This is a genomic window from Nonomuraea sp. NPDC046570 (assembly GCF_040645915.1).
Lineage (GTDB): Bacteria > Actinomycetota > Actinomycetes > Streptosporangiales > Streptosporangiaceae > Nonomuraea.
The window spans coordinates 117,973-142,117 of sequence record NZ_JBEYZF010000002.1 but is presented as its reverse complement, the minus strand read 5'-3'; the positions used below and the strand labels follow the sequence as shown (position 1 = coordinate 142,117).

Annotated in this window: 26 protein-coding genes and 2 pseudogenes; 17 read left to right on the top strand and 11 right to left on the bottom strand. The window is 70.7% G+C overall.

The window, feature by feature from the left end; all coding sequences use genetic code 11:
* Positions 1 to 2 precede the first annotated feature (2 nt).
* Positions 3 to 803: an ATP-binding cassette domain-containing protein gene (locus ABZ911_RS04245; protein WP_358051711.1), complete on the bottom strand. Its 801-nt coding sequence runs from the start codon at positions 801 to 803 to the stop codon at positions 3 to 5.
* 35 nt (positions 804 to 838) lie between these two features.
* Between ABZ911_RS04245 and ABZ911_RS04240 the strand changes: the two genes are divergently transcribed.
* On the top strand, positions 839 to 1,600 hold the full coding sequence (locus tag ABZ911_RS04240; RefSeq protein WP_358051709.1) for an adenosylcobinamide-GDP ribazoletransferase: 762 nt from the start codon (positions 839 to 841) through the stop codon (positions 1,598 to 1,600).
* Here ABZ911_RS04240 and ABZ911_RS04235 read toward each other — a convergent pair.
* The 3 genes from ABZ911_RS04235 to ABZ911_RS04225 are packed head-to-tail and all read right to left on the bottom strand — an operon-like array spanning position 1,593 to position 3,777.
* Entirely contained in the window at positions 1,593 to 2,456 is an 864-nt protein-coding gene (locus ABZ911_RS04235; protein ID WP_358051707.1) for a CPBP family intramembrane glutamic endopeptidase, read from the bottom strand. The genes ABZ911_RS04240 and ABZ911_RS04235 overlap by 8 nt on opposite strands.
* Complete coding sequence (locus ABZ911_RS04230) at positions 2,456 to 3,433, bottom strand: hypothetical protein (protein WP_358051705.1); 978 nt, start codon at positions 3,431 to 3,433, stop codon at positions 2,456 to 2,458. Before ABZ911_RS04230 ends, ABZ911_RS04235 begins: the two co-directional genes overlap by 1 nt.
* Positions 3,430 to 3,777: a GntR family transcriptional regulator gene (locus tag ABZ911_RS04225; protein ID WP_358051703.1), complete on the bottom strand. Its 348-nt coding sequence runs from the start codon at positions 3,775 to 3,777 to the stop codon at positions 3,430 to 3,432. Before ABZ911_RS04225 ends, ABZ911_RS04230 begins: the two co-directional genes overlap by 4 nt.
* A gap of 89 nt (positions 3,778 to 3,866) precedes the next feature.
* On the opposite strand from ABZ911_RS04225, the gene ABZ911_RS04220 reads away from it, so the two are divergent.
* From ABZ911_RS04220 to ABZ911_RS04175, 10 genes are all read left to right on the top strand, one after another.
* Positions 3,867 to 5,375 carry a leucyl aminopeptidase gene (locus ABZ911_RS04220; protein ID WP_358051701.1) on the top strand — a complete coding sequence of 503 codons (1,509 nt, stop codon included), beginning with the start codon at positions 3,867 to 3,869 and terminating at the stop codon, positions 5,373 to 5,375.
* Positions 5,376 to 5,411: 36 nt separating this feature from the next.
* A complete protein-coding gene (gene lpdA / locus ABZ911_RS04215) occupies positions 5,412 to 6,791 on the top strand; it encodes a dihydrolipoyl dehydrogenase (protein ID WP_358051699.1) in 1,380 nt (459 codons plus the stop codon).
* Positions 6,792 to 6,824: 33 nt separating this feature from the next.
* On the top strand, positions 6,825 to 8,285 hold the full coding sequence (sucB, locus tag ABZ911_RS04210; protein ID WP_358051697.1) for a 2-oxoglutarate dehydrogenase, E2 component, dihydrolipoamide succinyltransferase: 1,461 nt from the start codon (positions 6,825 to 6,827) through the stop codon (positions 8,283 to 8,285).
* Between the two features lie 189 nt (positions 8,286 to 8,474).
* Positions 8,475 to 9,368 carry a TIGR01777 family oxidoreductase gene (locus tag ABZ911_RS04205; RefSeq protein WP_358051695.1) on the top strand — a complete coding sequence of 298 codons (894 nt, stop codon included), beginning with the start codon at positions 8,475 to 8,477 and terminating at the stop codon, positions 9,366 to 9,368.
* A 37-nt stretch (positions 9,369 to 9,405) separates the two neighbouring features.
* Positions 9,406 to 10,143, top strand: a complete 738-nt coding sequence (locus ABZ911_RS04200; RefSeq protein ID WP_358051693.1) for a peptidase E — start codon at positions 9,406 to 9,408, stop codon at positions 10,141 to 10,143.
* 59 nt (positions 10,144 to 10,202) lie between these two features.
* Positions 10,203 to 10,898 carry a lipoyl(octanoyl) transferase LipB gene (lipB, locus tag ABZ911_RS04195; protein ID WP_358051691.1) on the top strand — a complete coding sequence of 232 codons (696 nt, stop codon included), beginning with the start codon at positions 10,203 to 10,205 and terminating at the stop codon, positions 10,896 to 10,898.
* A 33-nt stretch (positions 10,899 to 10,931) separates the two neighbouring features.
* Positions 10,932 to 11,909, top strand: a complete 978-nt coding sequence (locus ABZ911_RS04190; RefSeq protein ID WP_358051689.1) for a M48 family metallopeptidase — start codon at positions 10,932 to 10,934, stop codon at positions 11,907 to 11,909.
* A gap of 19 nt (positions 11,910 to 11,928) precedes the next feature.
* Positions 11,929 to 12,858, top strand: coding sequence for a lipoyl synthase (lipA, locus tag ABZ911_RS04185; protein WP_358051687.1), 930 nt, complete (start codon positions 11,929 to 11,931; stop codon positions 12,856 to 12,858).
* A 93-nt stretch (positions 12,859 to 12,951) separates the two neighbouring features.
* Positions 12,952 to 13,632: a DUF4191 domain-containing protein gene (locus ABZ911_RS04180; RefSeq protein WP_358051685.1), complete on the top strand. Its 681-nt coding sequence runs from the start codon at positions 12,952 to 12,954 to the stop codon at positions 13,630 to 13,632.
* Positions 13,633 to 14,400 (top strand): methyltransferase domain-containing protein, encoded by a 768-nt coding sequence (locus ABZ911_RS04175; RefSeq protein ID WP_358051683.1) that lies wholly within the window; start codon positions 13,633 to 13,635, stop codon positions 14,398 to 14,400.
* Positions 14,401 to 14,403: 3 nt separating this feature from the next.
* Here ABZ911_RS04175 and ABZ911_RS04170 read toward each other — a convergent pair whose 3' ends face one another.
* Together ABZ911_RS04170 and ABZ911_RS04165 are read right to left on the bottom strand one after the other, a co-directional pair.
* A complete protein-coding gene (locus ABZ911_RS04170) occupies positions 14,404 to 15,021 on the bottom strand; it encodes a hypothetical protein (protein ID WP_358051681.1) in 618 nt (205 codons plus the stop codon).
* 66 nt (positions 15,022 to 15,087) lie between these two features.
* Entirely contained in the window at positions 15,088 to 15,552 is a 465-nt protein-coding gene (locus ABZ911_RS04165; protein ID WP_358051679.1) for an RDD family protein, read from the bottom strand.
* Between the two features lie 251 nt (positions 15,553 to 15,803).
* Between ABZ911_RS04165 and glnA the strand changes: the two genes are divergently transcribed.
* Positions 15,804 to 17,228 carry a type I glutamate--ammonia ligase gene (gene glnA, locus ABZ911_RS04160; RefSeq protein WP_358051677.1) on the top strand — a complete coding sequence of 475 codons (1,425 nt, stop codon included), beginning with the start codon at positions 15,804 to 15,806 and terminating at the stop codon, positions 17,226 to 17,228.
* 81 nt (positions 17,229 to 17,309) lie between these two features.
* Here glnA and ABZ911_RS04155 read toward each other — a convergent pair whose 3' ends face one another.
* The gene (locus tag ABZ911_RS04155) at positions 17,310 to 17,867 is read right to left on the bottom strand and encodes a PASTA domain-containing protein (RefSeq protein WP_358051675.1); all 558 of its coding nucleotides are present in this window, start codon (positions 17,865 to 17,867) and stop codon (positions 17,310 to 17,312) included.
* Positions 17,868 to 18,244: 377 nt separating this feature from the next.
* Between ABZ911_RS04155 and ABZ911_RS04150 the strand changes: the two genes are divergently transcribed.
* The gene (locus ABZ911_RS04150; RefSeq protein ID WP_358051673.1) at positions 18,245 to 18,739 is read left to right on the top strand and encodes a hypothetical protein; all 495 of its coding nucleotides are present in this window, start codon (positions 18,245 to 18,247) and stop codon (positions 18,737 to 18,739) included.
* Positions 18,740 to 18,859: 120 nt separating this feature from the next.
* On the opposite strand, the gene ABZ911_RS04145 is transcribed toward ABZ911_RS04150, so the two are convergent.
* Positions 18,860 to 19,384: a helix-turn-helix domain-containing protein gene (locus tag ABZ911_RS04145; RefSeq protein WP_358051671.1), complete on the bottom strand. Its 525-nt coding sequence runs from the start codon at positions 19,382 to 19,384 to the stop codon at positions 18,860 to 18,862.
* Positions 19,385 to 19,471: 87 nt separating this feature from the next.
* On the opposite strand from ABZ911_RS04145, the gene ABZ911_RS04140 reads away from it, so the two are divergent.
* The 4 genes and pseudogenes from ABZ911_RS04140 to ABZ911_RS04125 all read left to right on the top strand — a co-directional run.
* Entirely contained in the window at positions 19,472 to 20,392 is a 921-nt protein-coding gene (locus ABZ911_RS04140) for a TIGR03620 family F420-dependent LLM class oxidoreductase (protein ID WP_358051669.1), read from the top strand.
* A gap of 99 nt (positions 20,393 to 20,491) precedes the next feature.
* Positions 20,492 to 20,641 (top strand): annotated as a pseudogene (locus tag ABZ911_RS04135) (type IV toxin-antitoxin system AbiEi family antitoxin domain-containing protein); the annotation flags it as partial.
* A gap of 225 nt (positions 20,642 to 20,866) precedes the next feature.
* Positions 20,867 to 21,451: a hypothetical protein gene (locus ABZ911_RS04130; RefSeq protein WP_358052437.1), complete on the top strand. Its 585-nt coding sequence runs from the start codon at positions 20,867 to 20,869 to the stop codon at positions 21,449 to 21,451.
* A 145-nt stretch (positions 21,452 to 21,596) separates the two neighbouring features.
* Positions 21,597 to 22,355: pseudogene (locus tag ABZ911_RS04125) on the top strand (nucleotidyl transferase AbiEii/AbiGii toxin family protein); the annotation flags it as partial.
* An 82-nt stretch (positions 22,356 to 22,437) separates the two neighbouring features.
* On the opposite strand, the gene ABZ911_RS04120 reads toward ABZ911_RS04125, so the two are convergent.
* The 3 genes from ABZ911_RS04120 to ABZ911_RS04110 are packed head-to-tail and all read right to left on the bottom strand — an operon-like array spanning position 22,438 to position 24,145.
* Entirely contained in the window at positions 22,438 to 22,977 is a 540-nt protein-coding gene (locus tag ABZ911_RS04120) for a GNAT family N-acetyltransferase (protein WP_358051667.1), read from the bottom strand.
* A complete protein-coding gene (locus ABZ911_RS04115; RefSeq protein ID WP_358051665.1) occupies positions 22,974 to 23,777 on the bottom strand; it encodes a phosphotransferase in 804 nt (267 codons plus the stop codon). Before ABZ911_RS04115 ends, ABZ911_RS04120 begins: the two co-directional genes overlap by 4 nt.
* Complete coding sequence (locus tag ABZ911_RS04110; protein ID WP_358051663.1) at positions 23,774 to 24,145, bottom strand: nuclear transport factor 2 family protein; 372 nt, start codon at positions 24,143 to 24,145, stop codon at positions 23,774 to 23,776. Before ABZ911_RS04110 ends, ABZ911_RS04115 begins: the two co-directional genes overlap by 4 nt.

Genomic DNA, 24,145 nt, shown 5'->3' with positions numbered 1-24,145 from the left:
GGTCAGGCGCGGACGGCCCTGGCGGACCAGCGGCCGTCCAGGCGGTCGATCTGGAGGGGGCGGCCGAAGCAGGCGGAGAGGGCTTCGGCGGTGAGGACGTCCGTCACCGGGCCCGCGCCCACGATGCGGCTGTCGCGCATCAGCAGGGCGTGGGTGGTGGTGGCCGGGACCTCCTCCAGGTGGTGGGTGACCGTCACCGTGGTCAGGTCGGGGCGGGTGGCGGCGAGGTCCTCGACGGCGGTGATGAGGTCTTCGCGGGCGGGCAGGTCGAGACCGGCGAACGGCTCGTCCAGCAGCAGGATCGCGGGGTCGGCCATCAGCGAGCGGGCGACTCTGATCCGGGCGCGCTCCCCCTGGGAGCAGACCGCGAAGAGCCGGTCGGCGAGGTCCTTGCAGCCCAGGTCGGCCAGCAGGCGGTGGGCGCGTTCGTGCTCCGCGGGGCCGTACCTGTCCCAGAGGGGGGCGCTGGTGCCGGTGTGGCCGGTCAGCACCACGGTGTGCGCGGTGGCGGCCTCCTCCTCGAGGAGGGCCTCGTCCACGAGGCGCTGGCTGGCGGCGACCAGGCCGATGCCGCGGCGCAGGTCGCGCAGGTCGACGCGGCCCAGCCGGCTGCCGAGCACGGTCACGGCTCCGTGCGTGGGATGCCGTACGGCCGCAGCCAGCGACAGCAGCGTGGTCTTGCCGGCGCCGTTGGGGCCGAGGATCACCCAGTGCGTGCCGTGCCCCACCTGCCAGTCGATGGCGTCGAGCAAGGTCTTGCCGGCCACCCGGACGCCGACGCCTTCCAGTTCAACAGCGTGCATCGGGCCACCTTAGCCGGGACCTAGGATCATCGGACGTGGCGTCTTGGCATGCGGGACTGAGGTTCGCGGTGGGCACGCTGAGCGTGTTCCCGGTGCGGGTGGACCGGGTGGATCGCGAGGTGGCCGGGTACGCGATGGTCCTCGCCCCGGCCGTGGGCGCGCTGCTCGGGGCCGTCGCCTGCCTGCCGCTGCTGCTCGCCTCCGGGTCGCCGCTGCTCGGGTCGGCGCTCGCGCTCGGCCTGCTCGCGCTGCTGACCCGCGGCCTGCACCTGGACGGCCTGGCCGACCTCGCGGACGGCCTGGGCAGCGGCAAACCCGCCCCGCAGGCCCTCGACATCATGAAGAAGTCGGATATCGGGCCGTTCGGAGTGGTCACCCTGGTGGTCACGCTGCTCGTCCAGGCGGCGGCGCTGGCCGAGACGGGCCCGGCGGCGCTGGTGACCGCCTGCGTGACCGGCCGGCTGGCCCTGACCTGGGCGTGCACGGCGGGCGTCCCCGCCGCCCGGCCGGGTGGCCTCGGCGCGATGGTCGCGGGCACGGTACGGCGAGGCGCCGCCGCCCTGGCGACGCTCCTCACCCTGATCGCCGTGTCCGCCCTCGGCCTGGCCTGGAGCGCCGTCACCGCGGCCCCCCAGGCGCTGCTGCCGCCCGTCGCCCTGCTGGCCGGGCTCGGCGCGGCGGCCGCACTGCTCCGGCACGCCCGGCGGCGGCTGGACGGTGTCACGGGCGACGTGCTCGGCGCCCTGACCGAGACGGCGACCGCCACCGCCCTGGTGGTGTACGCGCTGCTCAGCTGACCGGCTGTGCCTGCCGTACCGGCCAGAGTTTGAGGACGAGGACGGACAGGGCGGCGAGCAGCGCCCAGCCCGCGAGGCCGGTCAGGCCGGCGAGGGTCAGGTTGGGCGGGGCGGAGGCGTCGCCGTACACCAGGATGAGCGGGCCCACCGCGTTGATCGCGCCGTGGCCGATCACGGCCGGCCAGACGCTGCCCGACTTCAGCCGCAGCCAGCCGAGCAGGATGCCGCTCAGCACGCAGAAGCCGACGAAGTACAGCGCCGCCCACGGGCCGAGGGACGGGTAGTTGTAGCCGAGCAGGGTCAGCGGCGCGTGCCAGAGGCCCCAGATCACGCCGGACAGCAGCAGCCCGCCCAGCACGCCGCGGGAGGCGACGAGCCGGGGCAGCAGCCAGCCGCGCCAGCCCCACTCCTCGCCGAAGGCGGCCAGCGAGTTGATCAGCGGCACGATCAGGGCGGCGCTGACCGTCTGGGACACGGCGAGGACGGCGGGGTCGACGGGCGCCGAGCCGAGCATGGCCCTGAACAGGCTGAACCCGCCCAGGTCCACCTTGAGCACGCCCACCGCGACGCTCAGCGCGACGGCCGCCAAGCCGATCAGCGAGGGGCCGAACCAGCCCGCCGCGATCAGGCCGATCGTGCGGCCCCTGCGCTCGCCGAGCGTCAGGCCGGTCTCCCGGGCCCAGCGGCGGGCGGGTGTGCGCTCGCGCAGCCAGACGGCGAGGACGCCGAGCGTCGGGGTGTACATCATGGCCAGGCCGATCAGCGGCATCGCCGGGGAGGCGAGCCCATCGCCCAGCCAGAGGGGCAGGGCGACCAGCCAGGACAGCCCGAAGGCGACGATCAGGAAGAGTCGCATCAGGCGGCCCTCTCCTGGATGAGGGCGTTGAGCAGCGAGGCTCCGCGACCGGCGTCGTCGACGCTGACCACGAGCTGCCCGCCCGAGCGGTAACGGATGACGAGGCACTCGCCGCCGCGCAGCATGATGGCCGCGCTGCCGGGCAGGCCGCGCAGGCCCCAGCCGCCGACCTGGCTGGGGAAGCGGTCCTCCGCCCAGGCCTTTTCGATCTTGGAGAGCCCGATCCGCCGGACCGGCCAGCCGAACGGGCCGAACCCGATCGCCAGCCCGTGCTCGGTGATCCGCGCGGTGAGCGAGGAGGTGGTCAGCCCGGCCAGCACGGCGAGGAGCAGCACGGGCAGGACGAATCCGGCGACGCCGTACTCCACCAGGCCGGTCAGGGAGAGCGCGCCGAAGCCGAGCAGGGCCACGAACGGCACCACCGCCAGCGCGAGCAGCCACGGGTTGCTGAGCCGGCTGACCCACACCGACCGCTGGCCCGCGCGCAGCCGCAGTCGCGGCGGCTCCTCGCCCTCCACCGGGCGCTGGTCGGCGGCGCCCCGGCCGAGGAAGCCCGCGGCGACGCCTGCCGCGATCGCCGCGGCGAACACCGCCAGCACGCTCCAGCCGCTCAGCCGCGCGTCCGTCCACGAGGCCGCGTCCAGGTTGGCCTGGACGGTCGTCAGCTCCATGCCCAGCGCGAAGACGCCGAACCCGCCCAGGAAGCCCCACCAGTACGTCCGGCTGAGCCTGCGCTCGAAAGCCTGCCCCTGCAGGGCGACGCCGAGCAGGATCAGCCAGGCCACCGCCCACATGCCGAGCGCCGAGACCAGGCTGCCGGTGAACGTCATGTGGCCGTCGGGCAGGTCGCCGCTCCAGTGTGTGGCCAGCAGGTCGGGTAGCCGGTCGCGCAGCAGGAGGGGGACGGCCACGAGGGCGGCGATCACGAGCAGGCCCCACAGGGCGCCGCCGTACAGCGCTCGGGTCCGGGAGGTCATGGCAACTCCTTCAGGATGGTGATGAGGTCGTCGCGGCGGTAGCCGTACTTCTGCGCCTCCTCCAGCAGTTCACGCGCCCGCTGGACGATCAGCGCGCGGCCGTCGGAACGGCCGGTGACGCTGACCCCCCGGCCGCGCCTGAACTCCAGCAACCCCTCGTCGCGCAGGTCCCGCAGAGCGCGCAGGACCGTGTTGGCGTTGATGCCGAGCGCGTCGGCGAGGTCGCGGGCAGGCGGCAGCCGCTCACCCGGTGAGAAGGATCCCTCGCCGATCGCGCGACGGATCGCCCCGGCCACCTGGTCGTGCAGGGGCCTGGGGTCGTTGAGGTCCAGAGTGAGCAGCATGATGCTAGCGACAGTAGCACCATTCATCTCATGGTGCTACTCCCATTAGCTCCATCGGGGCGTGCCATAGATGGGATGAACCCCTGTTTATGAATAGTCTCAAAGGCTGGATAGCATCGGTTTACGTGACCACTGTGCGGCTGAACTCAGCAGACCCCGTCTCCTTCGACACCGACGCGCTGGTCGTCGGTTTCCACTCCGGACCCGAGGGCCCCCGCCCCGCCGCGGGCGCGAACCTGGAGGAGGCGTTCGGCGGGAAGCTGGGCGCCTCACTGGCCGCCGTCGGCTTCACCGGCCGGCCGGGCGAGCTCGCCAAGATCCCCGCCTTCGGCGCCATCACCGCGCCGCTGCTGGTCGCCGTGGGCCTGGGCGACAGCACCGACCTCGAGGACCTGCGCCGCGCCGCCGGCGCCGCGACCCGCTCCCTGGCCGGTACGGCCCGCGCCGCGCTGGCCCTGCCCGCCGCCTCCGGCGAGGAGGTCGAGGCGGTCGCCCTCGGCGGCCTGCTGGGCGCCTACGCCTACACCAAGTTCCGCACCGACGGCGAGCAGAAGCAGCCCGTCGCCGAGCTGACCGTGCTGAGCGGCGCCGACGACACGACCGGCCGCGCCGCCGTGCTCGCCGAGGCGGTCACGCTGGTCCGCGACCTGGTCAACGCCCCGCCGTCGGACCTGTGGCCGGCCCGGTTCGCCGAGATCGCCGAGCAGACCGGCGCCGAGGCCGGGCTGTCCGTCGAGGTGCTCGATGAGAAGCAGCTCAAGGACGGCGGCTACGGCGGCATCGTCGGCGTCGGCCAGGGCTCGGTCAACCCGCCGCGCCTGGTCCGCCTCTCCTACACCCACCCCGAGGCGGGCAAGAGCCTGGCGTTCGTGGGCAAGGGCATCACCTTCGACTCGGGCGGCCTGTCGCTGAAGCCGTCCGCCTCGATGGACTGGATGAAGTCCGACATGGGCGGCGCGGGTGCCGTTTTCGGCGCGCTCCTCGCCATCGCCAGGCTCGGCCTGAAGGTCAACGTCGACGGCTACCTCTGCCTGGCCGAGAACATGCCCAGCGGCACCGCGCAGCGTCCCTCCGACGTGCTGCACAGCTACAGCGGCAAGACCGTCGAGGTGCTCGACACCGACGCCGAGGGCCGCCTGGTCCTTATGGACGGCATCGCCCGCGCCGCCGAGGACCGCCCCGACCTGATCGTCGACGTGGCCACGCTGACCGGCGCGCAGATCGTCGCGCTCGGCTGGCGCACCGCCGGCGTCATGGCCAACGACGACGAGGTGCGCGAGCTGGTCGTCGAGGTGGCCGGCTCGGTGGGCGAGGGCGCCTGGGGCATGCCGCTGCCCGAGGAACTGCGCAAGGGCCTCGACTCCCCCGTCGCCGACATCGCCAACCTCCAGCCGGAGCGCTGGGGCAGCATGCTGGCCGCGGGGATCTTCCTCAAGGAGTTCGTGCCCGACGGGCAGCGCTGGGCGCACATCGACATGGCCGGCCCCAGCTTCAACAAGGGCGAGGCGCACGGCTACACCCCCAAGGGCGGCACGGGCGCCATCACACGTACCCTCATCGGACTCGCCGAGCGGCACGCATCCGGCTTTGACAAGTGAAAAGATGACGGCAACACCATGACAAGGAGCTTTCCTGTGGCTGAAGGCAGCGGCCTCTACGACATCGTCGTCCTAGGGGGCGGGAGCGGCGGCTACGCCTGCGCACTGCGCGCGGCAGAGCTGGGCAAGACGGTCGCGCTGATCGAGAAGGACAAGATCGGCGGCACGTGCCTGCACCGGGGATGCATCCCCACCAAGGCTCTGCTGCACTCGGCGGAGGTCGCCGACGAGACGCGCGAGAGCGAGACCTTCGGCGTCAAGGCGCGCTTCGAGGGCATCGACGTGCCCGGCGTGCACGCGTTCAAGGACAAGATCGTCACCCGCGCCTGGAAGGGCGTGCAGGGGCTGCTCAAGGGCGCCGGCGTCACCGTCATCGAGGGTGAGGGCCGCCTGGCCGGGCGGAACCGCATCCAGGTCGGCGACCAGATCGTCGAAGGCCGCAACCTCGTGCTGGCCACCGGCTCGGCGCCCAAGTCGCTGCCGGGCCTGGAGATCGACGGCGAGCGCGTCATCACCAGCGAGCACACGCTGAAGATGGACCGCGTGCCCACCTCCGTCATCGTGCTCGGCGGCGGGGTGATCGGCGTCGAGCTGGCCAGCGTCTACCGCTCCTTCGGCGCCGAGGTGGCCATCGTCGAGGCGCTGCCGCACCTGCTGCCGCTGGAGGAGGAGTCGAGCTCCAAGCTGCTGGAGCGGGCCTTCCGCCGCCGCGGCATCAAGTACGAGCTCGGCGTCTTCTTCGAGAGCGTCAAGACCACCGACACCGGTGTGGTCGTCACCCTCGCCAACGGCAAGACCCTCGACGCCGAGCTGCTGCTCGTGGCGGTCGGCCGCGGCGCCGTCTCGGCGGGCCTGGGCTTCGAGGAGAACGGCATCGCGATCGAGCGCGGCGCCGTCACCGTCGACCAGCACTGCCAGACCTCGGTCCCCGGCGTCTACGCCATCGGCGACCTGATCCCGACGCTGCAACTGGCCCACGCCGGCTTCGCCGAGGGCATCATGGTGGCCGAGCACATCGCCGGCCTCAACCCGCCGCCGATCGACTACGACGGCGTGCCGCGGATCACGTACTCCGACCCCGAGGTCGCCTCCGTGGGCATCACCTCCGCCCAGGCGGCCGAGCGCGGCATCGAGATCGTCGAGCAGGTCTACGACCTGGCGGGCAACCCCAAGAGCCAGATCCTGGGCACCGCGGGAGCCGTGAAGGTCCTCGCTCAGAAGGACGGCCCGGTCGTGGGCGTCCACATGGTCGGTCGCCGCATCGGCGAGCTGGTCACCGAAGGTCAGCTGATCTACAACTGGGAGGCTCTGCCCTCCGAGGTGGCCCAGCTGATCCACGCCCACCCCACGCAGTCCGAGGCTGTCGGCGAGGCCATGCTGGCCCTGGCGGGCAAGCCTCTGCACGTACACAACTAACAGCCCTCACATAAGAACGCGAGAGTAGAAACGATGCCGGTCTCTGTACAGATGCCCCAGCTCGGCGAGAGCGTCACCGAGGGCACGGTCACCCGTTGGCTGAAGAAGGAGGGGGAGCGCGTCGAGGCTGACGAGCCGCTCCTCGAAGTGTCGACCGACAAGGTCGACACCGAGATCCCGTCCCCGTCGGCGGGCATCCTGACCAAGATCGTTGTGGCCGAGGACGAAACCGTCGAGGTCGGCTCCGAGCTCGCCGTCATCGACGAGAACGGCCAGGCGGGCGCGCCCGCCCCGGCCCAGGAGGAAGCGCCCGCCCCGGCTCCCGAGCCCGCGCCGGCCCCCGCCTCGTCGATCCCGCAGCCCGCCCCGGCCCAGCAGGCCCCGGCACCCGCCCCGGCCCCGCAAGCCCCGGCTCCGGCCCCGCAGCAGGCCGCCCCGGCCCCGCAGGCCGCCGCGCCCGCCCCGGCCCCGCAGCAGGCCGCTCCGGCGCAGGCCCCGGCCGCTCCCGCGCCGCAGCCCTCCGGCGACAGCCCGTACGTCACGCCGCTGGTCCGCAAGCTCGCCAACGAGCACGGTGTCGACCTCGAGTCGCTCACCGGCACCGGGGTGGGCGGCCGGATCCGCAAGCAGGACGTGCTGGAGGCCGCCAAGAGCCTGCGCGAGCAGGCCCCCGCCGCCGCCCAGGCCCCGGCCGCCGCGGCCCCGCAGGCCCAGGCGCCCGCCGCCCAGGTCCCCGCCGCCGCGCCCGAGCCGGTCGAGGTCGACACCACGCTGCGCGGCCGTACCGAGAAGATGACCCGCCTGCGCCAGACGATGTCCAAGCGCCTGGTCGAGTCGCTGCAGACGGCGGCCCAGCTCACCACGGTCGTCGAGGTGGACGTCACCAAGATCGCGCGCCTGCGCGACCAGGCGAAGGGGGAGTTCCTCCGCCGCGAGGGCGTCAAGCTGTCGTTCATGCCGTTCTTCGAGATGGCCGCGATCGAGGCGCTCAAGCAGCACCCCAAGCTGAACGCCACGATCAACAACGAGACGATGGAGGTCACGTACTTCGACGTCGAGCACCTGGCCATCGCCGTCGACACCGAGCGCGGCCTGATCGCCGCGGTGATCAAGAACGCGGGCGACCTCAACCTCGCCGGGCTGGCCCGCAAGACGGCCGACCTGGCCGAGCGCACCCGCGCCAACAAGGTCACGCCCGACGAGATCACCGGCGGCACGTTCACGCTGACCAACACCGGCAGCCGCGGCGCGCTGTTCGACACCCCGATCCTCAACCAGCCGCAGGTCGGCATGCTGGGCACCGGGGCGGTCGTCAAGCGTCCCGTGGTGCTCGACACGCCTGAGGGCGAGGTCATCGCGGTGCGGTCGATGGTGTACCTGGCGCTGACGTACGACCACCGCCTGGTGGACGGCGCCGACGCCGCGCGCTTCCTCACCACGATCAAGCGCCGCCTGGAGGAGGGCCGCTTCGAGGCCCAGCTCGGCCTCGCGTAGTCCGACACCGCTCCACACACCGGGCGCCCGCGTTCTTCGCGGGCGCCCGGCGTCTTTTACGGCAGGCCACCCCGGGCTCCCCCGCGGTCACCGCCTGACGCCCTCCGGCCGACGCCACTCGAGCGCACGGGCCGGCCGCCGCTACATCGCCCGCTCTGGAGGTGGGGTGGGGCGGCGTAGGCTGGGAGAATGGCGATCATCGTGACCGGGGCCTCGGGGTTGCTGGGGAGTGCGCTCGTGGGGGCCCTGCGGGAGCAGGGGGAGCGGGTCGTCAGGCTGGTGCGCCGGGCGCCGCAGGGGGAGGACGAGTCGTTCTGGCAGCCGGCCAAGGGGCTCCTCGACCCGGCCGCGCTGGACGGCGCCGAGGCGGTCGTGCACCTGGCCGGGGCGGGCATCGGGGACAAACGGTGGACCGACTCCTACAAGCGGGAGATCTACGACAGCCGCGTGGACGGCACCCGCACGCTGGTCACCGCGCTGAACGCCCTGTCCCGGCCGCCCCAGGTGCTGGTGTCCGCCTCCGGTGTCGGCTTCTACGGCGACACCGGCGACCACGCCGTCGACGAGAGCGGCCCGCGCGGCGAGGGGTTCCTGGCCGAGCTGTGCGAGCGCTGGGAGGGCGAGGCGCGGGCGGCGGGCGACGGCGGCATCAGGACGGCGCAACTGCGCACAGGGCTGGTGCTGAGCGGGAAGGGCGGGGCGCTGCGGCAGATGCTGCCGATCTTCAAGCTGGGGCTGGGCGCCCCGCTGGCGTCGGGACGGCAGTACTGGTCGTGGATCACGGTGGACGACTGGGTCGGGGCGGTCCTGCACGTGCTGCGGAACCGGCAGGTGGAGGGGCCGGTGAACCTGACGGGACCCGCGCCGGTCACCAACGCCGACTTCACCAAGGCGCTGGGCAGGGCGTTGCGCCGGCCGACGATGCCGATCCCGGTTCCGGAGTTCGCGCTGCGGCTCGGGCTGGGCGAGTTCGCCGGGGAGGGACTGGTGTTCGGGCAGCGTGCGCTACCCGCCAAGCTGACCGGGAGCGGCTACGGCTTCCGGCATACGCGTCTCGACGAGGCGCTGGCCGCCGTACTCTAGTGTGCCGTTCGTCCGACACACCGTGGGAGATTCCGACATGAGCAGGTCAGGCCAGTCTCACATCCTCGCCATCGGCGGCGGGTCCTTCCGGCAGAGCCCCCACTACGGCTTCATCGAGGCCAGCCCGCTGCTGCGTTACGCCCTCGACCTGACCGGCCAGGACCGGCCCAAACTCGGCCTGATGGCCACCGCGACGGGTGACGACAGCGCCTGGCTGCTGAAGATGTACGGCGCGTTCGCCGGCTGGGACGTCGAAGTGAGCCACCTGACGGTCTTCCCGATGCCGAATGTCAACGACCCCCGGGCTTGGCTGCTTGAGCAGGACATGGTCTATGTGAGCGGTGGCAGCGTGGCGAACCTGGCCGCCCTGTGGCGCCTGCACGGACTTGACGAGGCTTTCGGTGAGGCGTGGCGGGCCGGGGTGGTGCTGGCCGGGCAGAGCGCGGGCGCGTTGTGCTGGCACGTGGGCGGCAACACCGACTCCTTCGGTCCGGCGCTGCGGGTGTGGACGGACGGCCTGGCGTTCCTTCCCTACTCGTGCGGCGTGCACTACAACTCCGAGCCGCAGCGGCGCACGCTGCTGCAGGCGTCGGTGGCCTCGGGCGAGCTGCCCGACGGCTACGCCGCCGACGAGGGCGTCGGCCTGCACTTCGTGGGCACCGAGTTCATCCAGGCGGTCACCACCGACCCCGCCGGGTACGCCTACCGGCTGGAGCACGACGGCGTCGGCGGGGTGAAGGAGTTCAGGATCGAGCCCAGGCTGCTCACTTCCTGATTAAGGGTCAACTACCCTTAATGCGTGGGCAAAGGCGCGCCCATGCGGCAGGAGGGGCCATGAGCAGGTTGGCGATCGTCCGTCTCGGCGTCGACGTTCCGTACGAGCAGGCCTGGGCGCTGCAGCGGCGGGTCCACGCGCGGCGGGCGGTGGGCGGGCTCACCGACACCTGCCTGCTGCTGGAGCACGCGCCGGTGTACACCGCGGGCAAACGCACCGCCGCGCACGAGCGGCCGGTCGACGGCACTCCGGTCATCGACGTCGACCGGGGCGGGCGGATCACCTGGCACGGGCCCGGCCAGCTGGTGGCCTACCCGATCGTGAAGATCGGCGACGTCGGCGTCTACGTGCGGGTGCTCGAAGAGGCGATGGTGCAGATCTGCGCCGACTTCGGCGTCGCGGTGACCAGGGTCGAGGGGCGCAGCGGCGTGTGGGTGCCGGGCGATCCGGCGGCCGGGCTGCCGGACCGGGCGCTGGGCGCGGTGGGCATCCGGGTCTCGCGCGGGGTGACCATGCACGGCTTCGCGCTCAACTGCGCCAACGATCCGAGCTGGTTCAACAGGATCGTGCCGTGCGGCATCGGCGACGCGGGCGTGTCGTCGCTGTCGGCGGAGACGGGCCGGCGCATCGTGGTCGACGAGGTCCTGCCGTACGCGGAGAAGCGGCTGGCCGAGGCGTTCGGCGCCGAGGCGTACGACCTGCACGAGGAGGATCTCGTCCAAGCGGTCACCGAATCGGCACACAAACGCGGCTGATCGGGGACGGGCCGCGCTCTTAGGATCGGGGCTGTGAAGCGGATCGCGGCCTTCCTCCTCTCGCTCGCCGTGCACGCCGTGACGCTGGGCTGCCTGGTCTTCGGCGTCGTGACCGTCTGGCGCCATCCCGCCTTCCTGCCGTCGTGGCTGCTCGGCGCGATCTTCGTGGCCATCGGCGTGCTGCTGCGCCCGCGCGTGCGCACGCTGCCCCGCGACGCGGAGCCGCTCGACCCGGGCTCCGCCCCGGTGCTGTACGGCGTCGCGGACCGGCTGGCCGACCAGGTGGGCGTGCCCAGGCCCGCGCTGGTGGCGGTGCGGGACCTGACCGTGGAGACCGGCTACCAGCGCGTGGGCCTGCGCAGGACCCCGGTGCTGGTGGTCGGGCTACCGCTCTGGCTCGCCCTGTCCCCCAGGCAGCGGGCGGTGCTCCTGGCCGGGGCGTACGCCGAGGCGGGCGCCGACGTCGGGATCGTGGTGGAGGGGGCGCTGTCGACGCTCGCCGCGTGGCGCGAGTCACTGCTGGGCACGGGCCCGCTGGAGCGCCGCCACGAGGCGCACATGGAGATCACCCGCGAACTGGCCGGATGGGGCCCGGACGCCGGTTACGAGGCGGCGAGCACCCTCGGCAGGGCGATCGGGCGGGTGTTCGGCTGGCCGGTGCTGCTGCTGGAGCGGCTGCTGACCCGCCTGGCCCGCCGGGAGAACGCCCGTACGGCGGAGCAGGCCCGGGAGCGGGTCAGGCGGGCCGCCACCGACGAGGAGTTACGGGAGCTGGGCGAGCTGATGGCCGCCGGCAGCTATCTGGCGCCCATGCAGGCGGCGGTGCTGCGCGGCGAGAGCGTCGGCCAGATCCGGCAGGACGCGCTGACCCGCACCCGCCTGTCCGACGACGGGGTGCTCACCTCCGCGCCGGGATCGCCGCTGCTCGGCGCGGCCGATTCGGCCGCGATCGACGCCGAGCTGGAGCGCCACTACGCGAGGGCGGTGGGCGGGTTCGGCCTGATCTCGTGAGCGACATACAGTAGAGCCTGTGACCGTTGCTCCTGAAGGCCGAAAGCTCCTCCGCCTGGAGGTGCGCAACGCCGAAACCCCTATCGAGCGCAAGCCCCCGTGGATCAAGACCAAGCTCAAGACCGGTCCCGAGTACACCGAGCTGAAATCGCTGGTGCGCCGCGAGGGTCTGCACACGGTCTGTGAAGAGGCGGGCTGCCCCAATATCTACGAATGCTGGGAAGACCGCGAGGCGACCTTCCTCATCGGCGGCGACCAGTGCACCCGCCGCTGCGACTTCTGCCAGATCGACACCGGCAAGCCCAAGGAGTACGACAAGGACGAGCCGCGCAGGGTCGCCGAGTCGGTCCAGCAGATGGGCCTGAAGTACGCCACGGTGACCGGTGTGGCCCGCGACGACCTGCCCGACGGCGGCGCCTGGCTCTACGCCGAGACCGCGCGGCAGATCCACGCGCTGCTGCCCGGCTGCGGCGTCGAGCTGCTGGTCCCCGACTTCAACGGGCACCGCGACCAGTTGGAGGAGGTCTTCTCCAGCCGCCCCGAGGTGTTCGCGCACAACGTGGAGACGGTGCCGCGCATCTTCAAGCGCATCCGGCCCGCCTTCCGCTACGACCGCTCGCTGGGCGTCATCACCACGGCCCGCGAGGCGGGTCTGGTCACCAAGTCCAACCTGATCCTGGGCATGGGCGAGACGCGCGAGGAGGTCGTGGAGGCCATGCGCGACCTGCACGAGGCGGGCACCGACCTGCTCACGATCACCCAGTATCTCCGTCCCACCCCGCGCCACCACCCGGTGGAGCGCTGGGTGAAGCCGGAGGAGTTCGTCGAGCTGCAGGCCGAGGCGGAGACCATCGGGTTCGCGGGCGTCCTCTCGGGGCCGCTGGTGCGCTCGTCCTACCGCGCGGGCAAGCTGTACAAGCAGGCCATCGAGGCGCGGCAGAGCGCCTGACGCGGCGGGCCGCTCCCTCCGTGAGGGGGCGGCCGCGACGCGCGGTAGGTCACGTTTTCCTTTCTTGACCCCTACGTTTGTATCCTTCACATCATGGCGAAGCCCGTAGACCCAGAGAAGCCGGGGCGCATCAAGCAGCTCCGCATGATCGCGCAGATCATCAAGCAGGCCAACCCCAAGGGCATGCCCATCGTCTTCCTTTCGGCGGTCGGCACGCTGGCGGTGGCTGTCGTGATCGGCCTGGTCACCGGGCTGGTCTGGTATTCCGTCTTCATCGGCGTACTGCTGGCCTTCACGGTCGGCCTGGTGGTGTTCGGCCAGCTCGCCCAGCGCGCCCAGTACTCGATGCTCGACGGCCAGGTGGGCGCCGCCGCCGCGGTGCTGCAGGGCATGCGCGGCAACTGGGAGGTGACCCCGGCGATCGCGGTCAACCGCGACCAGGACCTGGTGCACCTCGTGGTGGGCCTGCCGGGGATCATCCTGGTCTCCGAGGGCCCCGGCACCCGGGTGCAGAAGCTGCTGGTGTCGGAGAAGAAGCGGCTACAGCGGGTGGCGCTCGACGTGCCGGTCTACGACATCCAGTGCGGTGACGCCGAGGGCCAGGTGCCGCTGGGCAAGCTGCAGCGGCACATCATGAAGCTGCCGCGCAACCTGAAGAAGCCCGCGGTCAACCAGGTGAAGGACCGGCTGCGTTCGCTGCCGAAGAACCTGCCGATGCCCAAGGGCCCGATGCCCAAGGGCGCGCGCATGCCGCGCGGACCCAAGATGCGCTGAATGGTCGACGCACGGCAGACCTCCAGGGCCAACCGCGGCTGGTGGGACGGCGCCGCCGACGACTACCAGGTCGAGCACGGCGAGTTCCTGCGCGACGCGGGCTTCGTGTGGTGCCCCGAGGGTCTGGACGAGGCCGAGGCGCGCCTGCTGGGCGAGGTGCGCGGGCGGCGTGTGCTGGAGATCGGCTGCGGCGCGGCCCAGTGCGCGCGCTGGCTCGTCGGCCAGGGCGCCGAGGTGGCCGCGTTCGACCTGTCGCATCGCCAGCTTCGCCACGCCCAGCGCATCGATCTGGACAGCGGTGTGCGGGTGCCGGTGGTGCAGGCCGACGCCGAGGTACTGCCGTTCGCGGACGACGGTTTCGATCTGGCCTGTTCGGCGTACGGCGCGCTGCCGTTCGTCGCCGACCCGCTGGCGGTGCTCACCGAGGTACGCCGGGTGCTGCGGCCGGGCGGGCGCTTCGTCTTCTCGGTCAGCCACCCGATCAGGTGGGCCTTCCCCGACGATCCGGGGCCGCGCGGGCTGACCTCCGATCGCTCCTACTTCGACCGTTCGCCGTATGTCGAGCGCGACGAGGACGGCACCCCCTCCTACGTCGAGCACCATCGCACGATGGGCGACTGGGTGGGCCTGGTCGCCGCCTCGGGGCTGACGCTGGCGGGCCTGCTGGAACCGGAGTGGCCCGAGGGGCATGACCGCCTGTGGGGCGGCTGGAGCCCGCTACGCGGCCGGCACCTTCCCGGCACCGCCATCTTCACCTGCCTGGCCTGACCTCTACCGTCGGGGCTCGCCGTACCAGCGCCAGGTGGTGAGGCGGGCGTGGCCGGGCAGTTCGGCGCGGCCGGTGGCCCACAGCAGGGTCGGCCAGGGATCGGTGTTCCGGGGCGCGTCCGGGAAGAGCCGGGCGAGTGTGCGGGAGCACAGGGCGGCGGGCGGGGTCCAGGCGAGGCCGAGGCCCTCGGCCAGGTCGTGGGTGTGCACGAGGGTCTCCACGATGCCCATCGCGGCGAATCCCTCCGGGTCCGACGCCCCGAAGATGTGGTGGGCGCGGATGCGCGACGGTGTCGTCCGTACCATGGCGACCAGGAGCGCGCCGCTCGCCTCCAGCACCTGCAGCAGCCCGGCGTGCCCCGCCGAGCGGTCCGCGTGGACGGCGTTCGCGGGGCCTCCGGGCCTTCGCCTCTCCCACGCGAAGGGCACCTCGGTGTCCAGGGGCGGCGTCCTCGGGCCCAGTTGGACGGCGTAGGAGAAGAGGTCGTCGCTGAGGTGCTCGACGGTCTCCCAGCAGTCCCACTCCAGCGAACCGGCCTTGCCGTCCCAGGCCTGCGGGGGCGCCTCCCGGAGGAGGGCGACGGCGAGTTGGACGGCCTGGTCGAGGTCGTCAGCGGTCACCGGTCCGATTTCCGTTGATGTCGGCATGGTGGGGAGAGTATCGCCGGTGGCGCTGCCCCCGCCGCCCTACATGCGGACGACGACGGTGTTGGACACCCGGTCGTGGACCCCGCGCTGGTCGCGGTCCCAGATCAGCGCCGGAACGGCCAGCGCCAGCAGCACCGTGCGCACCAGCACCGGCAGCCACCGGGGTCGCCCGCCGTCCATCGCCGCCACCCTGATGTTCAGCAGCCGGTGACCGAACGTCTGGCCGAGGAACCCCACCAGCAGCAGGTACTGCACGACGAACACCACGAACGGCACCCACGGCTGCTCGGCGGGATTGATCCTCAGCAGCGCCTGCGTGATGGCCCAGGTGCCGATCAGCCAGTCGATGATCACCGCGCCGAACCGGCGGCCGAACCTGGCGACCGAGCCACTCCCCTCGGCGGGCAGGCCGAGGCGCTCACCGGGATACCCGAGGTCGACCCCTGCCGACCTGACCCCGCCCAGCCAGGTCTGCGTCCACCGGGGCTGCTGCTTACCGCTCATGCCCCCAAGGTATCCGGCCCCCCGACCGGTCCCCATCGTGACCCTTTCGCGCTTCAGACCAGACACACGCCGATGGCCTCCGGGTCCCCGTCGGATCCCTACGCCCTCGAAGAGGACGCGAACGACGACTCCTGTGCGGCCGCGGAGGCGACGTGAGCACCACGTAACACGTGCGAAACAATCGGGATACGGACAGGAAACGGCCACCGCCTAGCGTCGCCCTGGTAGCCCTGCCCTTGGGAGGTTCGAGAGTGTTCAACTCCGCCGACGACGTCCTGAAGTTCATCAGGGACGAAGGGGTGCAGTTCGTCGATGTCAGGTTCACCGACCTGCCGGGGACGACGCACCACTTCACCTTCCCGGTCGAAAACTTCGGGGCCAATGTCTTCACCGACGGCCTCATGTTCGACGGTTCTTCCATCCGTGGTTTCCAGGCCATCCACGAGTCGGACATGCTGCTGCTGCCCGACCCCTCCAGCGCCGTGCTCGACCCGTTCCGCCAGCACAAGACGCTGAACATCAACTTCTTCGTGCACGACCCGCTGACCGGCGAGGCGTACAGCCGCGACCCGCGCAACGTGGCGCGCAAGGCCGAGGAGTACCTCAAGGGCACCGGCATCGCCGACACCGCCTTCTTCGGCCCCGAGGCCGAGTTCTACATCTTCGACGACGTCCGCTTCGAGACCAACCAGTACTCCAGCTACTACTACGTCGACTCCATCGAGGGCGCCTGGAACACCGGCAAGGCGGCCGAGGGCGGCAACAAGGGATACAAGCCCCGCTACAAGGGCGGCTACTTCCCGGTCCCGCCCATGGACCACTTCACCGACCTGCGCTCGGAGATGGTCCGCAAGCTCATCGAGTGCGGCATCGACGTCGAGATGCAGCACCACGAGGTGGGCACCGCCGGGCAGGCCGAGATCGACTTCAGGTTCGGCACGCTGCTGAAGACGGCCGACAACCTCATGCTCTACAAGTACGTCATCAAGAGCACCGCCCTGGAGTACAACCACACCGTCACCTTCATGCCCAAGCCGATCTTCGGTGACAACGGCTCCGGCATGCACTGCCACCAGTCGCTGTGGAAGGACGGGGCGCCGCTGTTCTACGACGAGGTCGGCTACGCGGGCCTGTCCGACACCGCCCGCTACTACATCGGCGGCCTGCTCAAGCACGCTCCCTCGCTGCTGGCGTTCACCAACCCGACGGTCAACTCCTACCACCGGCTGGTGCCCGGCTACGAGGCGCCCGTCAACCTGGTGTACTCCCAGCGCAACCGCTCGGCCTGCGTGCGCATCCCGATCACGGGGTCCAACCCGAAGGCCAAGCGCATCGAGTTCCGCGTGCCGGACCCGTCGTGCAACCCGTACTTCGCGTTCGCGGCGATGCTGATGGCCGGGATCGACGGCATCCGCAACAAGATCGAGCCGCCGGAGCCGGTCGACAAGGACCTCTACGAGCTGCCTCCGGAGGAGGCCCGCTCGGTCCCGCAGGTGCCCGGCTCCCTGTCGGAGGTCCTCGACGCCCTTGAGGCCGACCACGACTACCTGCTCGAAGGCGGCGTGTTCACGCCGGACCTGATCGAGACGTGGATCGCCTACAAGCGCGAGAACGAGATCGACCCGATCCGCCTGCGCCCGCACCCGCACGAGTTCGAGATGTACTACGACGTGTAGGCCCCGGCCTCACCGGAACGGCCCGGAACCCTTCAGGGTTCCGGGCCGTTAGCGCGCCCAGGCGGGCGACTCGCAGAGGGGTCAACCGGGTGACGGCGTGTGCGGGGGGACGAACGGTATGGGGGTGTGAGTCATGCTGGGCTCGACGAGGGGAGGCGCGTCTCGCGGGTCCTTCGGTACGAGGTGGACGAGAACCCTCATGGTCTTCAAGAGCGAGTCACCTGGCCCGGGGGACTGACCGGCCACGATCCAATCCTCCGGCTTGGCCACCGAGGGGCGGTTCAGGATCTCGGCGTCGAACCCCATCTCGGCCATGAGGGCGAGAGCGCTCTTGCCGTCCATGTTCCACAGTTCCGGCATCACCTGGGCGCCGTACGACGGTGGAAGGACGTGCCGAAACACGTCGGACGCCGAGAGAGTAGGAGTCTGCGTCACGGGCGCCGGGCCCGGAACCGACGCCACGGGAGGGAGCGTCAGAAACGTGGGCGAGGGGGACGGCGATCCGCCGTCGGGGGCTGCGACGAGCTCCAACCGAGTGGGTACTGCGTCGGCGTCTGGCAGGAGGGCGTACACCGTCATGGCGATGGCTGCGACGAAGACGGCCGCCGCGCCCGCGAGTACGACCGGGAAGTGCCGCATAGCCGACATCTTTTCATGATCTACCCGAAGAGGACAGGCCGTCTCCCCAGCCTGGATGGATGTTCAGACCATTCTTCTGGACACCGGTGTTGCCAAATCTGTGCATTGTCCCCGCATGTCGCCCAGGCGGTTCGGGCCCCGCGAACCACACACTGTGGGCATGAGCGAGAGGAGATCGCGTTGAGGTTCACGGTTCGCGGGCTCCGGCAACCCGGCGCCTCCCCGTGCAGCCACCACATGCCCTGCGGCGGTATCTCAGACATTCTTGGCCGCGTTCACGTCGGCGTTGTCCCGCCACCCACAGGCCACACACAGAAAGAGCGCTTGGCTCTCGCGACTCTCCGGCGATGCGCTTGCAGGCGTTACAGGTCTGCGACGTGAAACGCGGATTGATCTTCCAGCGGGTAGGGGTACGCGGGCGCCGTGTACGGTTCGCTGCTGGCCGCCTCCGTGATCGCGGGCAGCACCGCCGAGGGCGGGCCGCCTTCGGTGGCGGAGCTGGTGACCTTGCTGATCTGTACCGGAGTGGTGTTCTGGCTCACCCACGTGTACGCCAGTTCGTCGGCCGTGGATACCCGCCACGCGCCTTCACCTGGACGAACGTTCGCGGGCTCGCCAAACAGGAGTGGCCGCTGGCCCAGGCGTCCTTCCCTCCGGCCATCGCCGTCACCTTCGCCTCGGCACTGGGGGCGTCGGACTCGGTGGCGGCCTGGGTGGCGCTGTGCGTGGCGGTCGCCGGTCAGGTCCTCTGGGCGGTCATCGCCGCGTCGAAGATCCACTGGACCACGCGCCTCATCGTGGTCTCCGGGATCATCAACCTGCTTCTCGGGCTGGCCATCATCGGGCTCAAGACCCTGGTCGCGGCCCACTGACCACACGGCGGACAGGCTCCGGCACCGATCTCGCAGGCCGGTCGGCGTTTCACCATGGCGGAGGCCGTACCAGCGGCAGCCGATCAGTCGTCGGCCTGGATCGCGACGCGCCCTTCCGCATCATCGGTGGGTGTTCAGCCCGTTCAGGGCGAGGAGGAGCAGGCGCTCCGCGCGGCTGGCGGGGGCGATGCCCGCGACGAGCTGGAACAGGTCGTCGACGTCGACGTCGGGCCTGACCGCTCCGGCGCGCTGCGCCCGGTCCAGCAGGCCGCCGGCCGCCGCGCGCAGCCGCGCCTGACAGTCGAAGCCGACTTCCTCGGCCAGGTCGCCTTCCGACGCCATGGTGGCCGACAGCCCGCCGTCGGTACGGGTATGCGCCAGCAGGGCCTTGAGCCAGGTTTCCAGGGCGCTCTCCGGGGCGGCCGAGGACAGGGACTCGGCCTGGGCGCACAGGGTCTCGATCCGGTCGGTGAAGACGGCGAGCAGGAGGGCGCGCCGGTTGGGGAAGTGCCGGTAGAGCGTGCCCGGCCCGACCTCCGCCCGCCTGGCCACCTCGTTGAGCGACACCTCCGGCCCCTCCTCGGCGATGACCGCCCTGGCCGTGGCGACGAGATGGTCGCGATTGCGACGCGCGTCGGCACGCATCGACACCTCCCTGTTGCGAAACCGGAGAACTACTCCGTATCCTAGCCGCACCAACAACCGGAGACCCTCTCCGAATAAGGAGCCCCCATGTATGGGAAAGTCGGAATCTGGACGTGGACGCTCGACCAGCAGCCCGCCTCACTGGTCCGCGACGCCGCGGCCGAGATCGAGGAGCTCGGGTACGGCACGCTCTGGTTCGGCGAAGGCTTCGGCCGCGACACGGTCAGCCAGGCGTGGCTCACCCTGTCCGCCACCACCCGCCTCAAGGTCGCCGCGGGCATCGCCAACATCGCCTTCCGCGACCCGATCAGCATGGCCGCCGCCGAACGCGCCCTCAACGAGGCCCACCCCGGCCGCTACCTGCTCGGCCTCGGCGGCCACCGGGTGGACGACCGGCCGATCCAGGCGGACGGCTACTCCATCCCGAGCCCCGGCAGGGCGCTCGCCACGATGACCGCCTACCTCACCGCCATGGACGCCGTCCCGCTGAACTCCCCCGCGCCCGCCGTACCGCCTCGCCGGGTGCTGGCCGCACTCGGCCCCAAGATGCTGGCCCTGGCCTCCGAACGCACACTGGGCGCCCACCCGTACTTCGTCCCGGTCGAGCACACCCGCAGGGCCCGCGAGATCATGGGGCCCGACGCGTTCCTCGCCGTCGAGCAGGCGGTGATCCTCGACTCCGACGTGACCAGGGCCCGCGAGGCCGCCACCCAGCACGTCGGTTTCTACGCCACCCAGGCACCCCACCAGGTCGCGAGCCTGCGCCGGCTCGGCTTCGACGAGGCCGATCTCACAGGCCCGAGCAGGCGCCTGGTCGACGCCATCGTCGCGTACGGCGACGCGGCCACCATCGACGAACGCGTGCGGGAGCACTTCGCCGCGGGCGCCGACCACGTCTGCCTGCAGGTCCTCACACCCGGCGACGCCCTGCCACTACGGGAGTGGCGCGAGCTGTCCTACCTGAACCACCAGCCACACCGACTCGATGCAGATCGGCGTAACTTTTGATGTGCACTTACGATGTAATCAAGATCTATTCACAAATCTCACAGCGAAACTTACGACTAAATGTAACTATCACTGCATAGCCAATGTAACCTTTGATGCATGAGGCGAGATCAAGCACTGAGGGCGGTAGGCGAACTGGCCCCTGACCAGTGGGGCCTTGTCACTGCGTCTCAGGCCAAAACCGCAGGTGTCAGCGCTGTGGATCTACTGCGACTGGTTGAAGCCGGACTCCTTGAGAGCGTCGGTCGCGGTGTATACCTCGCCACAGGTGCTGCACAACCCGATCACCTGGAGATCAAGGTCGCTTGGCTACGGCTTGAGCCCGGACTGCCGGCATGGCAACGCCACAGCACTGCGACCTACGGAGGCGTTGTCTCTCACGGTTCGGCGTGCGACCTGCATCAGCTTGGGGATCTTCCGACCTCCACGGTTGAGATCTCAGTACCTCGACGTCGCACCACCCGTGAGCGTGGGGTGCGCCTGCATCGCGCCGATCTCGACCCGGCCGATGTCGTGCTGATCGACGGCCTTCCAGTCACCACGGCCGAACGAACGGTGGTCGATCTGCTGGCCGCGCGCGCGGACGGCGCGCACGTCGGCGAAGTGATCGCCGACGCCGATCGACGCGGCCTGACGAACCGCACGACTCTCGCTGATCGCGTTGCGCGATTCACGAGGGCCTACGGCCTGCCCCGCTCCGCCTCAGGACAGCAACTGCTGGAGTATCTCGCAGAGCAGGCCAACACCGAACTCCCTGCGGAGGAGGCCACACGGCTCAGACAGGAAGGCGCCGTTCAGGGGCTCGCCTCCGCCTTCGCACTGCTCGCCGAACTTGAAGGCAACCACCCGACGGAAGCCGCTCGTCGCACATTCCTTCAGGACGTACAGCAAGAAACAGCGATCTCCTCCATCGCTGCACGCATAGCCCGCGACATGGGCCAGGAATCAATGGTCAGCGATCACGCCTCAATATCCGCCGCCTACCGTGCACCGGCCACGAAAAGACGGAGACCAACGACGGACAGCAGCGCCACAGAAAAGCCGGAAGAGGCACGGTGAATCGGCCCTACGCCAGCCCTCGAGCATTTGAGAGGGCTATGAAAGATCGCCTTGGTGCCCACGCCAAGAGGTACAACCTTGACCCCATCCTGGTCTTCCGTAGCTTCTACTTCAGCCGTTTCGCAGCGCGAGTTTTCCATTACGACCCCACTGGCTACTCAAGGGTGGACAGGCCCTCCTGTTGCGGTACCCAGCTCAGGCCCGTCTGAGCCGGGACGTCGATCTGCAACGCCCCACGGCGCAAAGCACCCGGGAAGCGCTGAACGCATTGCTGAACGCCGCTGCGCTCGACCTGGGGGACTTCTTCACTTTCAACCCGGCGGGCATGGTCGAGCACGCCGATGAGATCGGCGGGGTGAAACAAACCTTCACCGTCACGCTGGGCACCCGTACCATGGACAGGATCAAGGTCGATCTTGTCGTCGGTCGATATCCGACTGGCACTCCTGAGATCGTGAGTCTCGCATCAAGCAGCCCCATGCCTTGGCCGGACGACTGGCCGCTCGCCCAACTGTATCCGCTTGCTGATCATGTGGCCGACAAACTCTGCGCGATGTACGAGCGTCATCGAGGGGCCGCCTCAAGCCGGTTCCGTGATCTCGCGGACCTCCTGCTGATCAGCCAGAGAGAGCGATTGAACGGCGCCTCAGTTCAAGTCGCGGTGACTAGCGAAGCTCGTCGCCGCATCTACCTGGGGACAGATTTGGTCTTACCCGACACGTTCACTGTCCCTGATCCATCCTGGATCACCGGCTACCCCGTCGCCGCAGCCCAGGTCGTCGGGCTTCGAGGCTGCCTCTCCCTGACTGATGCCCAGGCGGCGGCAGAAGCGTTCATCACTCCTATTCTTGCCGGTACCTCTGCGGGGCACTGGAACCCTCAAACGTCAGAGTGGTCCGTTTGACGCGGCCACGATGAGAAGCGCTCGGCGGGGCACCTATCCTTACAATCGTTCGAATGTGTGGGCGAAAACCAATGCATGGCGGTCAGTGAGCCCGGCGCAGGCGGTAGAGGACGTGCGGGCGCAGGGGGCTGTCCGGGGAGACGACCGAAGGGTGCTCGAAGTCGTCGGCGGGGTCGTGGGTCATGCCGAGGCGTTCCATCACCGCGCGGGAGCGCAGGTTTACGGCGGCCGTCATGGAGACGATCTCGGCGAGGCCCAGGCGGTCGAAGCCGTACGCCACGGCCGCTCTGGCCGACTCGGTCGCGTACCCGTGTCCCCAGGCGTGCCGGGTCAGCCGCCAGCCCACCTCGACCGCCGGGGTGAAGGGCGCCTCGAAGGTCTGCAGCGCGAGCCCGGTGAACCCGATGAACTCCCCGCTCTCGCGCACTTCCAGCGCCCACAACCCGTACCCGAGTTCGTCGAAGCTCTGCTCGATCCGGTCGACCAGGTGGTCGCTTCGCTCGCGGGTGAGGAGCCCGGGGAAGTACTCCATCACCTTGGGGTCGGCGTTGAGCGCCGCGAAGGGCTCTCTGTCCGCCTCGCGCCATCTGCGCATGATCAGGCGCTCTGTCTCGATGGTCATGAAAGGTAGCCTGCCAGACCGGCGGTCACCGCCTCGTCGTCCCCGTGTACGAGGCCGTGCACGGCCTCCTGCAGGGCGAAGGTGGCGGCGTAGGCGCGGGCGCGCTCCGCGAAGTCGGGAAAGCGCGCGGCGAGCAGCCCGGCCGTGGCCTCGGACACCGAGACGGTCAGCGCAGCGAAGTCCACGGCGGGGTCGCCCGGCCCGGCGGACTCCCAGTCGAGCACGGCGCTGACCTGGCCGTCCTCGATGAGCACGTTCGCGCCGCCGAGGTCGCCGTGGACGAATCCGCGCGGCGCCGCCGAGGCCGCCTCCAGCGCGCGGGCTACCTCTGCCGTCACCCGGGCGGCGGCGGGCGGGGCGAGCAGCGGCACGACGCGGTGCCGTACTTGGTCGGCGAGGGTTCGCCACTCCTCGCGCGGGTCGGGGCCGGGACCGGCGGGCACGGTGGCGAGCCGGTCGAGCAGGCCCGCCAGCGCCTCGGCCCGTACGGGCACGCCGGGCGTGAGCGGGGTGCCGCGGGCGATCGTGGTCACCAGGCGGTCGCCGCCGACCTCGACGACCTCGGGCACGGGCAGGCCGTGGGCCCGAGCCGCGCGCATCATCCCGGCCAGGACGGGCAGCCGGGCACGTCCGCCGGGGTGGCGGGGGTACCGCAGAGCCAGCCCGCGCTCGTGGTCGAGAACGACGTCGGCGTTCGCCCCTCGGAACGACTCACGACCGAGGGCGACGTCAGCGTGGCCGGGGACGATGTGGTCGGGGACCGCGTGGTCAGGGACCGCGTGTGGGCGGTGGGTGGTCACGTCATGTCGCCCGCGAAGACGATGATCTGGTCGATGTCGCCCGCCGGGGTGACATGCACCACGTCCATGCCGGTCAGAATGCTCTGCCCGGCGGTGTCCTCGTACCGCCAGCCGAAGCGGGCCCACTCCTCCGGTGCGTCCACCGCGGTGGTGCGGACCATCCTGGCCGGCCCGGCCGGGTGTCGGTGCACGACCTCGGCGATGAAGTCGGCGACGGACTCTCGGCCGACGCCCCGGCCGAGCGGCCCCCAGAAGACGACGTCGGCGCTCAGCGCCCGGCTGAGCAGCGTCATGCGCCGGCCGGGCTCGGTCGCGTTGGCCGCGGCGATGTAGGCGTCGACGGCCCGGTCATGGAGGGTATCGGTCAC